10 protein-coding genes are annotated in these 12,144 nt (G+C 70.5%); 8 read left to right on the forward strand and 2 right to left on the reverse strand.

Translation table 11 applies throughout. The features are described from left to right. Positions 1 to 11: 11 nt before the first annotated feature. On the reverse strand, positions 12 to 1,010 hold the full coding sequence (locus tag ABZ707_RS25275) for a TAXI family TRAP transporter solute-binding subunit (RefSeq protein ID WP_360179148.1): 999 nt from the start codon (positions 1,008 to 1,010) through the stop codon (positions 12 to 14). A gap of 98 nt (positions 1,011 to 1,108) precedes the next feature. On the opposite strand from ABZ707_RS25275, the gene miaB reads away from it, so the two are divergent. Together miaB and ABZ707_RS25285 are read left to right on the forward strand one after the other, a co-directional pair. Then, entirely contained in the window at positions 1,109 to 2,596 is a 1,488-nt protein-coding gene (gene miaB, locus ABZ707_RS25280; RefSeq protein WP_360179150.1) for a tRNA (N6-isopentenyl adenosine(37)-C2)-methylthiotransferase MiaB, read from the forward strand. Between the two features lie 64 nt (positions 2,597 to 2,660). Beyond that, positions 2,661 to 3,386, forward strand: coding sequence for a class III extradiol dioxygenase subunit B-like domain-containing protein (locus ABZ707_RS25285; protein ID WP_360179152.1), 726 nt, complete (start codon positions 2,661 to 2,663; stop codon positions 3,384 to 3,386). Between the two features lie 114 nt (positions 3,387 to 3,500). Here ABZ707_RS25285 and ABZ707_RS25290 read toward each other — a convergent pair whose 3' ends face one another. After that, a complete protein-coding gene (locus tag ABZ707_RS25290; RefSeq protein ID WP_360179154.1) occupies positions 3,501 to 3,743 on the reverse strand; it encodes an antitoxin in 243 nt (80 codons plus the stop codon). Positions 3,744 to 4,165: 422 nt separating this feature from the next. On the opposite strand from ABZ707_RS25290, the gene miaA reads away from it, so the two are divergent. The 6 genes from miaA (at position 4,166) to hflX (ending at position 12,131) form a co-directional block, all read left to right on the forward strand. After that, positions 4,166 to 5,104 (forward strand): tRNA (adenosine(37)-N6)-dimethylallyltransferase MiaA, encoded by a 939-nt coding sequence (gene miaA, locus ABZ707_RS25295; protein WP_360179156.1) that lies wholly within the window; start codon positions 4,166 to 4,168, stop codon positions 5,102 to 5,104. Positions 5,105 to 5,229: 125 nt separating this feature from the next. Beyond that, positions 5,230 to 5,667, forward strand: coding sequence for a hypothetical protein (locus ABZ707_RS25300; protein ID WP_360179335.1), 438 nt, complete (start codon positions 5,230 to 5,232; stop codon positions 5,665 to 5,667). A gap of 63 nt (positions 5,668 to 5,730) precedes the next feature. Continuing rightward, the gene (dapF, locus tag ABZ707_RS25305) at positions 5,731 to 6,633 is read left to right on the forward strand and encodes a diaminopimelate epimerase (protein WP_360179158.1); all 903 of its coding nucleotides are present in this window, start codon (positions 5,731 to 5,733) and stop codon (positions 6,631 to 6,633) included. A 138-nt stretch (positions 6,634 to 6,771) separates the two neighbouring features. Then, complete coding sequence (locus tag ABZ707_RS25310) at positions 6,772 to 8,847, forward strand: HD domain-containing protein (RefSeq protein ID WP_360179160.1); 2,076 nt, start codon at positions 6,772 to 6,774, stop codon at positions 8,845 to 8,847. A gap of 133 nt (positions 8,848 to 8,980) precedes the next feature. After that, a complete protein-coding gene (locus tag ABZ707_RS25315) occupies positions 8,981 to 10,516 on the forward strand; it encodes a M1 family metallopeptidase (RefSeq protein WP_360179162.1) in 1,536 nt (511 codons plus the stop codon). Between the two features lie 124 nt (positions 10,517 to 10,640). Then, on the forward strand, positions 10,641 to 12,131 hold the full coding sequence (hflX, locus tag ABZ707_RS25320; protein WP_360179164.1) for a GTPase HflX: 1,491 nt from the start codon (positions 10,641 to 10,643) through the stop codon (positions 12,129 to 12,131). Positions 12,132 to 12,144 lie beyond the last annotated feature (13 nt).

Raw genomic sequence — 12,144 nt, forward strand, 5'->3', positions numbered from 1 at the left:
CGTGCCGGTGGTTACGGCTTGACGGACCGGTAGTAGCGCTTCGCGCCCTCGTGCAGCGGCAGTGGATCCGTGTAGATCGCGGTCCGCAGATCCACCAACTGAGCCGGGTGCACCACATTGCCGATGCGGTCCCGGCTGTCGATCACGGTACGGGTGAAGCCCTCAGTCAGCCGGGGGTCCATCCGGTCGGTGGTGACCAGCAGATTGGCCACGGCGACGGTCGGCACGGCCACGCCGTTCTGCGCCTCGCCGTAGGCGTCGGCGGGTATCTCCGCGGAGCGGTAGTAGCGGGAGGCGGTCTCGTTCGAGGCATGGAGCTTGGAAACCAGATCGGCCTCCAGGGGCACCAGCCGGATGTGGAAGCGCTCCGACAGCCGCTCCAGTGTGCCGGTGGGCAGCCCGCCCGACCAGAAGAACGCTTCCAGCCCGCCCTGTTCGAGGAGGCCGGGCATGGTGTCGATGCCGGCCGGGACGGGGGTGATGTCGTGCCGCGGGTCGAGTCCCGCGGCCGTCATGATCCGGTCGGCGATCAGCCGGACCCCCGATCCCTCCTGCCCCACCCCTACCTTCCGGTCGGCCAGATCGCCGACGGAACGGATGGCCGAGTCCCTCGCGACGACCAGTTGCACATAGTCGTCGTACAACCTCGCGCATCCGCGCAGCCGGTCGGCGCCGGGCTTCCCGTCCTTCTGGTACTTGCCGACGGCGTCGGCGGTGGCGATGGTGAAGTCGGCCTCGCCGGTCGCCACCCGCGCGATGTTCTGCTGTGAACCCTCGCTGTTCTGCAGTTCTATCGACACATCCGGCAGATCGCGGTTGAGATCGTCCTTGAGCATCGCTCCATATGTCTGATAGACCCCCTTCGCCGCACCCGTGCTGAACGTGATCGAGCCGCTTGGCGCCGGGGCCCCGATCGGCAGCAGCCACCACACCAGGAGTCCGGCCACCACCAGCAGCGCTGCGGCGACCTGGAGACGGCCTCGGCCGATACGGGACAGAGCGGGGAACATGAGGCGATCCTTCCAGCTCTCGCCGACCGGTGGCCAGGCCCTGTCCAGGGGAAGCCACGGACAAGGTCTCCGAACGACCCCGTACCCTGGTGGGCGAGATGAGCGCGAAGACTTACGAGGTGCGCACCTACGGGTGCCAGATGAATGTCCACGACTCCGAGCGGCTGTCGGGCCTGCTGGAGGGAGCCGGATACGTCCGTGCGCCCGAGGGCTCCGACGGCGACGCCGACGTCGTCGTCTTCAACACCTGCGCGGTGCGGGAGAACGCCGACAACAAGCTGTACGGCAATCTCGGCCGGCTGGCGCCGATGAAGACCAGGCGACCGGGGATGCAGATCGCCGTCGGCGGCTGTCTGGCGCAGAAGGACCGCGAGACCATCGTGCGTCGTGCGCCCTGGGTCGATGTCGTCTTCGGCACGCACAACATCGGCAAGCTGCCGGTCCTGCTGGAGCGCGCGCGTGTCCAGGAGGAGGCACAGGTCGAGATCGCGGAGTCGCTGGAGGCGTTCCCCTCCACGCTGCCGACCCGCCGCGAGTCCGCCTATGCCGCGTGGGTCTCCATCTCCGTCGGCTGCAACAACACCTGCACCTTCTGTATTGTCCCCGCGCTGCGCGGCAAGGAGAAGGACCGCCGGCCCGGCGACATCCTGGCCGAGGTCGAGGCGCTGGTCGCGGAGGGCGTCTCCGAGATCACGCTGCTGGGCCAGAACGTCAACGCGTACGGCTCCGACATCGGTGACCGGGAGGCGTTCTCCAAGCTGCTGCGGGCCTGTGGCGCGGTGGAGGGTCTGGAGCGGGTCCGTTTCACCTCACCGCATCCGCGCGACTTCACGGACGACGTGATCGCGGCGATGGCCGAGACACCGAATGTGATGCCGCAGCTCCATATGCCGATGCAGTCCGGCTCGGACACCATCCTCAAGGCGATGCGCCGCTCGTACCGGCAGGACCGTTACCTCGGCATCATCGACAAGGTGCGCGCCGCCATTCCGCACGCCGCCATCTCCACCGACATCATCGTGGGCTTCCCCGGCGAGACCGAGGAGGACTTCGAGCAGACCATGCGGGTGGTGCGCGAGGCGCGCTTCGCGCAGGCCTTCACCTTCCAGTACTCCAAGCGCCCGGGGACCCCCGCCGCCGAGATGGACGGGCAGATCCCCAAGGAGGTCGTGCAGGAGCGCTATATGCGGCTGTCCGCCCTCCAGGAGGAGATCTCCTGGGAGGAGAACAAGAAGCAGGTGGGCCGGACGCTGGAGGTCATGGTCGCCGAGGGCGAGGGCCGCAAGGACGGCGCGACGCACCGGCTCTCGGGACGCGCGCCGGACAATCGCCTCGTCCACTTCACCAAGCCCGGCGAGGACGTGCGTCCGGGCGATGTGGTGACCGTCGCGATCACCTACGCGGCTCCGCACCATCTGCTCGCCGAGGGAGCCACCACGCAGGTGCGCCGTACCCGTGCCGGAGACGCCTGGGAGCGGCGGAACGCGGCCGCGGCCGAGAAGCCCGCGGGTGTGCTGCTGGGGCTTCCCACGGTCGGTGTGCCCGCCCCGCTTCCGGAGATGACGGGCGGCTGCAGCGTCCTGTGAGGGACTGATCCCGGACGGCCGGGGGCCGGACCGTCCGGCATCGCGCTCGCGTTAGGGTGCGGAGATGCTGGTCGCCGCTGCCGTCTGTCCCTGCCCACCGCTGCTCGTGCCCGCCGTGGCCGGGGGAGCGGCACCCGAAATGGACGCCGCGCGTGCCGCGTGTGCCGATGCCCTGGGAGTGCTGGCCGCCGCCCGGCCCGACCGCCTGGTCGTCGTCGGGCCCGCCGGGCAGGACAGCCCCGGAGGGATCCGCCCGCATCCGCAGGGTGCCGCCGGATCCTTCCGGGGCTTCGGCGTGGACGTCGACGTCGTGCTGGGCGCGGCCGCCCCGGAGGAACGCCCCGCGCGTGAGCTGCCGGTCTCCCTCGCGGTCGGTGCCTGGCTGCTGGCATCCGTCGGCTGGTCCGCCGCCCCGGTGACCGGTCTCGGCGTGGGGGAACGTTTCGCCGCCGAGCGGTGTATTCATGCCGGACAGGAGATCGCGGGGCAGTCCGACCGGCTGGCACTGCTGGTGATGGGCGACGCCAGCGCGTGCCGCACGGTCAAGGCGCCCGGATATCTCGACAAGCGGGCGGCCGGATTCGACGAAGAGGTGGCGCGGGCGCTGGAGACGGCCGACGTGCCGGCGCTGAAGGCACTGGACGCGGAGCTGGCGTACGAACTGAAGGCCGCGGGCCGGGCCCCGTGGCAGGTGCTCGCGGGCGCCGCCGAGGGAGCGGCGCTGGGTGGCGCGCTGCTGTACGAGGACGCGCCGTACGGCGTCGGATATCTCGTCGCGACATGGTCCTGAGCTTCCGGCTCGTCGCCCGGCGACTGTCCCGTGGACTCCGGTGAACCGGTGCGCCACCACGGCCGCGGGATGCTTCGAGGCGGCCCCGCGGCCGTGGCCGGGATGTGATGCGACTCAGTGAGCGGGAGGCGGCGGGGGAGTGCCACCGTCCTTGTGGGAGAGCCTTTCCAGGGCTTCCTTGGCCTTGCCCGTCCCGGAATCGATCTTGCCGCTGTATTTGCCCTTGGTCTTCTGATCGACCGCGCGGGCGGCCTTGTCCAGCCCCTGCTCAATCTTGCCGCCGTGCTGCTGCGCCAGATCGGAGACCTTGTCCTTGGCCGGAGAAATCTTGGCCTTCAATGCGTCCAGGAAGCCCATGGGCCACCTTCCCTCGTAGGAACCACCAGCCTACTTGGAGGTGCTCTCACCGGCCTCGCCGCTCGGCCGCCGCTGCCCGCGCCGACCGCCGTTCCGGCGTCCTCGCGCCCCCGGGGGCGCCCGGTCCGGCGGGTCTCGGCTCGCTCCGGGACGGGTCGGACCGTGCCCTCGCCGTGCCACACCCTTGACGACTCGAACGACTTCACACAGCACGGCCTAAATGGGTGAAACCATGAGAAAACACCCTTATCAACTCCATAGGGTACTCGTCACGTCGCAGTCGCGCGCCGCCCGGGAGCGTTCCGTCACGCGGCACCGGGCGCCGGACCGCGAGCCGGCGCACGACGGCTCGTGGCGGCGAGCGCACGTGCCCTCACATAACTCGTTCGGGCGAGGGCTCCTGAGTTTGCGAGACTGGGGCAGTGAGAAGCGCAGCTCCCGCACCGCGGGTCATCGCCGTCGTCGGACCCACCGCGGCCGGCAAGTCCGACCTGGGCGTTCATCTTGCCCGGCAACTCGACGGTGAGGTCATCAACGCCGACTCCATGCAGCTCTACCGGGGAATGGACATCGGAACGGCCAAGCTGACGAACGAAGAGCGCGCCGGGGTCCCGCACCGCCTCCTCGACATCTGGGACGTCACCGAAGCGGCCAGCGTCGCCGAGTACCAGAAGCTCGCCAGGACCGAGATCGACAGGCTGCTCGCCACGGGCCGTACGCCTGTCCTCGTGGGCGGCTCCGGGCTCTATGTGCGCGGGGCCATCGACGCCCTCGAATTCCCCGGCACCGAGCCGGAGGTCCGGGCCAGGCTCGAAGAGGAGCTCGCCCTGCGCGGGTCCGGTGCCCTGCACGCCCGGCTGTCCGCCGCCGACCCCCAGGCCGGCCGTGCCATTCTCCCCAGCAACGGTCGGCGTATCGTCCGGGCCCTTGAGGTGATCGAGATCACCGGCAAGCCCTTCACCGCCAATCTGCCGGGTCATGACGCGGTGTACGACACGGTGCAGATCGGCGTCGATGTCGGCCGCCCCGAGCTGGATCTGCGCATCTCGCAGCGAGTGGACCGGATGTGGGACGCGGGCCTGGTGGACGAGGTGCGGGCGCTGGAGGCCCGGGGCCTGCGCGAGGGCCGCACCGCCTCACGCGCCCTCGGGTACCAGCAGGTCCTCTCCGCGCTGGCGGGAGAGTGCACCGACGACGAGGCGCGGGCCGAGACGGTGCGCGCCACCAAGCGGTTCGCGCGCCGGCAGGACTCCTGGTTCCGCCGCGACTCGCGAGTGCACTGGCTGGACGGCGGAACGGACCGTCGCGGGGAACTCCCGGATCGGGCGCTGGCGTTGGTCGAACGGGCGGTCACAGCCTGATCACGTGATGGCATCGGGACGCTCAGCCCGTCATTCCGGCAGCCGCGAGCGTGCCATCATCGAGCATCGGTCGACCATCGGGCATCGATCGACCAGTGGAGTCCGACTTGGGAGGGCGCGTGGCGATGGAGGCCGGCCCTCGCAACAGAGAACCCCTGGCACCGGACGCGCGGGAAGACGCCCCGCGGCTGAGTCCTGACGGGCCGGAGGAAGAGACCGCCACCCCCGAGGTCGAGGTCGAGCTCCGCCCGCAGCGCCGGCTGCGCATCTGGCAGCTCGCGCCGATTGTGACGCTCGCCGGTGTGGGCTCGCTGATGTTCGCCTTCCCGCTGGCCTTCGGCACCGGGGACGGCGGCGCGGTCGTCGCCATGCTGGGACTGCTGATCAGCTGCTGCGCCGCGGGCTGGGGCATGATGGCCGCCCGCCGGGTGGGCCACACCTGGCCGGGGCTGCCCTCACGGTCCTCCGGCGAACGCCCCGACTGGCGGGTCATCGCGCTCTATGTGACCGTGGCCGCCGCCCTGGTCGCCCTCGCCGTCTGGCGCGTCGCCCGACTGCGCTGACTCCGGCGGACGCGCGGCAGGCCGGGTGGCGGATCTACCGGTGTCTGCTCGTACGATGGTCGGGTGAGCACCTCGCAGACCTCGCCGATCGCCTTCCTCAAGGGCCACGGGACCGAGAACGACTTTGTGATCGTCCCCGACCCGGACAACACCATCGACCTGTCGTCCGAGGCCGTGGCCGCCCTCTGCGACCGCCGGGCCGGAATCGGCGGCGACGGTCTGCTGCGTGTCGTACGGTCCGCGGCGCATCCCGAGGCGCGTGCCATGGCCGGCGAAGCCGAATGGTTCATGGACTATCGCAACGCGGACGGGTCCAACGCCGAGATGTGCGGAAACGGCGTGCGGGTCTTCGCCCGCTATCTGCGCCGCGCCGGACTTGTGGAGGCGGGTGACCTGGCCGTGGCCACCCGCGGCGGGGTGAAGAAGGTGCACCTCGCGAAGAGCGCGGCCGGCGACACCGCGGAGGGTGACATCACGGTGCGCATGGGCCGTGCCGTACTCCCCGAGGACGGGGTGACGGTGGCCGTGGACGGCCGGAGCTGGGCCGCCCGCAACGTCAATATGGGCAATCCGCACGCCGTCGCGTTCGTCGAGGATCTGGCGCACGCCGGGAATCTGCACTCCGCGCCGCCCGTGACGCCCGCGTCCGTCTACCCCGATGGGGTCAACGTCGAATTCGTCGTCGACCGGGGCCCGCGGCATGTCGCCATGCGCGTCCATGAACGCGGATCCGGTGAAACCCGCTCCTGCGGTACGGGCGCCTGCGCCGTGGCCGTCGCGGCGGCCCGCAGGGACGGCCTGGACCCGGCGGTGACCGGTGCCCCCGTCACGTACACCGTCGACCTCCCCGGCGGACGGCTGGTCATCACGGAGCATCAGGACGGTGAGATCGAGATGACCGGTCCTGCCGTGATTGTCGCGGAGGGGATCATCGACCCGGCTTGGCTGGAAACAGCCACGGCCTGAAGCTTCGCTCGAATGGGTGATCCGTTTCACGCTGGGCCGGAGCCGGACTGCTCCACGTGGTGGGCTCGATAGCATCAAGCACCGGCCCGGAGGGCGCTCCTGCTTTTCCACCGCCGGTCGAAGCTGCCGGAGGTGCCCATGAGTGCAGAGGCCACCAGCCCTGGTGCCCACAGTCGCAGACGCGGCATTCCCAGGATCGACCTCCGCCGGCTCGGCCGGGCCGCGTTACTCGGTCCGGCCTCCAGAGACCGGCTGCCGGACGCCATGGGGCATGTCGCGGAGGCGCACCGCGCGCACTTCCCGGACGCCGACCTCTCGGTGCTGCACAAGGCGTATGTCCTCGCCGAGGCGTCGCACCGCGGGCAGTCGCGCAAGAGTGGCGAGCCGTTCATCACGCATCCGCTCGCGGTGACGCTGATCCTCGCCGAACTGGGCGCCGAGACCACGACACTGACCGCCTCACTCCTCCACGACACCGTCGAGGACACGGAGGTGACGCTCGAACAGGTGCGTGCGGAGTTCGGCGCGGAGGTCTGTTATCTGGTCGACGGAGTGACCAAGCTGGAGAAGGTCGACTACGGGGCCGCGGCCGAGCCGGAGACCTTCCGCAAGATGCTGGTCGCCACGGGCAATGATGTCCGGGTCATGTCGATCAAGCTGGCGGACCGCCTGCACAACATGCGCACCCTCGGTGTGATGCGCCCCGAGAAGCAGGCCCGCATCGCCAAGGTGACCCGCGACGTCCTGATCCCGCTGGCCGAACGCCTGGGCGTCCAGGCCCTCAAGACGGAGCTGGAGGACCTGGTCTTCGCGATCCTCCATCCGGAGGAGTACGCGCACACCCGCGCGCTGATCGCGGACAACGCCACCTCGGGGGACGCGCTCGCGGCCATCTCCGAGGACGTCAGGCGGGTGCTGCGGGAGGCGGGCATCACCGCCGAAGTGCTTGTCAGGCCACGGCACTTCGTCTCCGTGCACCGGTCCAGACTCAAACGCGGAGAGCTGCGCGGCACGGACTTCGGGAGGCTGCTGGTGCTGGTCGGCGAGGACGCGGACTGCTACGCCGTCCTGGGCGAACTGCACACCTGTTTCACCCCGGTGATCTCCGAGTTCAAGGACTTCATCGCGGCACCGAAGTTCAACCTGTACCAGTCGCTGCACACGGCGGTCGCGGGTCCTGACGGCGCGGTGGCCGAAGTCCTCATCCGTACGCATCAGATGCACAAGGTCGCGGAGGCAGGAGTCGTCGCCCTCGGCAATCCCTATGCCTCGGTCGACATAGCGGAACCGCAGGACGGCGAGCGCGCCGACCCGACCAGGCCCGGCTGGCTCTCCCGCCTCCTGGAGTGGCAGCAGGCCGCGCCCGACCCGGACACCTTCTGGACGACGCTCCGGGACGATCTGGCCCAGGACAGGGAGATCACGGTCTTCCGCGCCGAGGGCGGCATGCTCGGGCTGCCGGCCGGGGCGACCTGCGTGGACGCCGCGTACGCCCAGTACGGCGATGGCGCGCACAGGTGCCTCGGAGCGCGGGTCAACGACCGGCTGGCGACGCTGAGCACCGTCCTGCGCGACGGCGACACGGTCCAGTTGCTGCTGGCACAGGACGCCACATCGGGGCCTTCGCCCGAATGGCTCGCCCACGCCCGTACGGCCGCCGCCAGAATCGCGATCGCGGGCTGGCTCGCGGCGCACCCGGAGGCCGGCCCGCTCCCCGCCGTCCCGCCCCGCGCGCCCCACCCGGTCGCGGCGGACCGGCGCGGCGCCGCCCACGCCGTGGTGGATGTGCCGGGCGCGACCGTACGGCTCGCCGGCTGCTGCCGGCCCGTACCGCCGGACGCCGTCACCGGCTTCTCGGTCCGGGGCGGTGCCGTCACGGTCCACCGGGAGGAATGTCCCGCGGTGGACCGTATGCGAGCCCTCGACCGGGCCCCGGTCACGGTGAGCTGGGGAGAGACGCCCGGCTGCCGGGTGACGCTGTACGCCGAGTCATTCGGGCGCCGCCGGCTGCTCGCCGATCTCACGGAGGCCATCGCCACGGCGGGCGCGGCGATCGTGTCGGCCGTCGTGGAGCCGCCCAGCGAGCAGCGTGTGCGGCACACGTACACGCTGCAGCTCCCCGACGCCGACGGTCTGCCCGGACTCATCCGCGCCATGCGGGACGTGCCGGGTGTGTACGACGTCAGCCGCGCGCAGCATCCGGCCACCGCCTGAGGCGCGTGTGCCGTTCGTCAACCTGGTGCGGTCCCGGCGTCCGGGGGCTGCCGGACGTCCGGACCTGCGCCTTTCGAGTGGGAGCGGAGCGCGCCGTCGTCCTCGGCGGGGCAGGGGCTGGTAGCGGTGGCTCATGCTGCTCACGTCCCGCCGACCGCGCGCCGCTCTGCTGGCCGCCGCCTCGGTCACCCTTGTCGCCGCGACCCTGCCCCCGCCCGAGCCACTCGGCATCGGCGACCGGCTCTTTCCGACGCTGGGCAATCCCGGCTACGACGTCCTTACATACGACCTCGATTTCACCTATCACGGTGCCAACACCAAGCCGCTGGACGCCGTCACCAAGATCGACGCTCTGACGACCGAGCGCCTGGAGCGGATCAATCTCGACTTCACACACGGTGTGGTCCGCTCGGTCGAGGTCAACGGCGCCCCGGCGCGGTTCGCGACGGCCGGTGAGGACCTGGTGGTCACTCCGGCCGCGGTGGTCGAGACGGGAACGCGGATGCGGATCACTGTCACCCACACCAGCGACCCGACCGGACGGGGCGGCGGGTGGCTGCGGACGGCCGACGGGCTGGCGATGGCCAACCAGGCCGACGCCGCGCACCGCGTCTTCCCCGGTAACGACCATCCGGCCGACAAGGCGTTCTTCACCTTCCGCGTCACCGCGCCCGACGCGCTGACCGCGGTCGCGAACGGCACGCGGGAGGCGAAGACCAGCACCGGCGGAAAGACCACCTGGACCTACCGCAGCCGTCACCCCATGGCCACCGAACTGGCTCAGGTCTCCATCGGCCGCTCGGCCGTGGTCCATCGTGCGGGGCCGGACGGCCTGCCCGTCCGCGACGTGGTGCCTGCCGCGGACCGCGAGAAGCTGGAGCGCTGGCTCAGGAAGACACCCGCGCAGCTCCGGTGGATGGGGCAGCAGGTGGGCCCGTACCCCTTCGAGACCTACGGGGTGCTGATCGCCGGCGCCGACACGGGCTTCGAGCTGGAGACCCAGACGCTCTCGCTTTTCGAACGCTCCCTGTTCACCCGCCCCGAGTATCCCGAGTGGTACGTCGACTCCGTCATGGTCCATGAGCTGGCCCACCAGTGGTTCGGCAACAGCGTCTCGCCGCGTACCTGGTCCGATCTCTGGCTCAACGAAGGACACGCCACCTGGTACGAGGCGCAGTACGCGCAGGAGCACGCCAGGAAGCCGGTGGAGACGCGGATGCGGGAGGCATACCGCCGGTCCGACGGCTGGCGGGCCGCCGGCGGTCCACCCGCGGCCCCCGAACCGCCGACGCCCGGGCATCAGATCAGTCTCTTCCGGCCCGTGGTGTACGACGGCAGCGCCCTGGTGCTGTACGCGCTGCGGGAGGAGATGGGAGAGGCGGCCTTCCAGCGGCTGGAGCGGGACTGGGTACGGGATCACCGCGACGGAACGGCGACCACCGCGGAGTTCACCTCGCTGGCGTCGGACACCGCCGGCCGCGACCTGTCCGCTTTCTTCACCGCGTGGCTGTACGGTCGGAAAACGCCACCGATGCCGGGCCACGCGGACTGGCGGAGCGACCCGGTGGTCACGCAGCAGGGCCCGGCGCGGAAGGCCCCGCACCACCCGGCGGCCCCGGAGCCGCAGCCTGTCCCCGAGGCCGTGACACGCCCCGGGAACGGAGAGTGAAACCCGAGTGACGGCCGCACCGAACCATGTCACCATCGACAGGTCGGCAACGCGGCCGGGAATCAATTCCGGCCGTCACGCGTTGTGACGGGTGTATCGGAATTCTCTTCGACGTAAGGATCCAATGACCTCCTCTTCCTCCCCTTCCCAGGACGCGCAGCACATCGCGGAACCACGCACGGAAAGCCTTCGGGCCGATGCCCTGATGGAAGAGGACGTCGCCTGGAGCCACGAGATCGACGGAGAGCGGGACGGCGACCAGTTCGACCGCTCGGAGCGCGCGGCGCTGCGGCGTGTGGCGGGTCTGTCCACCGAGCTCGAAGACGTCACCGAAGTCGAGTACCGGCAGCTGCGCCTCGAGCGCGTCGTGCTTGTCGGTGTGTGGACCTCGGGCACCGTGCAGGACGCGGAGAACTCCCTCGCGGAGCTGGCGGCGCTCGCCGAGACGGCGGGCGCGCTGGTGCTCGACGGTGTGATCCAGCGTCGTGACAAGCCCGATCCCGCCACCTACATCGGCTCCGGCAAGGCACAGGAGCTGCGGGACATCGTGCTGGAGAGCGGCGCCGACACCGTCGTGTGCGACGGTGAACTGAGCCCCGGCCAGTTGATCCACCTCGAAGATGTCGTCAAGGTCAAGGTGGTCGACCGTACGGCCCTGATCCTGGACATCTTCGCCCAGCACGCCAAGTCCCGGGAGGGCAAGGCTCAGGTCGCGCTCGCCCAGATGCAGTACATGCTGCCGCGGCTGCGTGGCTGGGGTCAGTCGCTGTCCCGGCAGATGGGTGGCGGCGGCGGTGGCGGCATGGCCACGCGCGGTCCCGGTGAGACCAAGATCGAGACGGACCGCCGGCGGATCCGCGAGAAGATGGCGAAGATGCGCCGGGAGATCGCGGAGATGAAGACCGGCCGCGAGATCAAACGACAGGAGCGGCGGCGTCACAAGGTGCCGTCCGTCGCGATCGCCGGATACACCAACGCAGGCAAGTCGTCGCTGCTCAACAGGCTCACCGGCGCCGGTGTACTGGTGGAGAACGCGCTGTTCGCGACCCTCGACCCGACCGTCCGCCGGGCCGAGACACCGAGCGGCCGCCTCTACACGCTGGCGGATACGGTGGGCTTCGTCCGGCATCTGCCGCACCACTTGGTCGAGGCATTCCGCTCGACCATGGAAGAGGTCGGTGACTCCGATCTGATCCTGCATGTGGTGGACGGCTCGCATCCCGTGCCGGAGGAGCAGCTCGCCGCTGTGCGCGAGGTGATCCGCGACGTTGGTGCGGTGAACGTCCGCGAGATCGTCGTGATCAACAAGGCGGATGCGGCGGACCCGCTGGTGCTGCAGCGGCTGCTGCGCGCGGAGCGGTACGCCATCGCCGTCTCCGCGCGGACGGGTATGGGCATGGGCGAGCTGCTCGCGCTCATCGACGCGGAGCTGCCCCGCCCCGAGGTGGAGGTCGAGGTGCTTCTGCCCTACACGCAGGGCGGACTGGTCTCACGTGTGCATGCCGAGGGTGAGGTGCTGTCCGAGGAACACACGTCGGAGGGCACGGTGCTCAAGGCGCGCGTCCATGAGGAGCTGGCCGCGGCGCTCGCTCCCTTTGTGCCGGTGGCCCGCTGACCGGCGCTTTCGC

The sequence above is a fragment of the Streptomyces sp. NPDC006923 genome (assembly GCF_040635655.1).
Classification (GTDB): Bacteria; Actinomycetota; Actinomycetes; order Streptomycetales; family Streptomycetaceae; genus Streptomyces.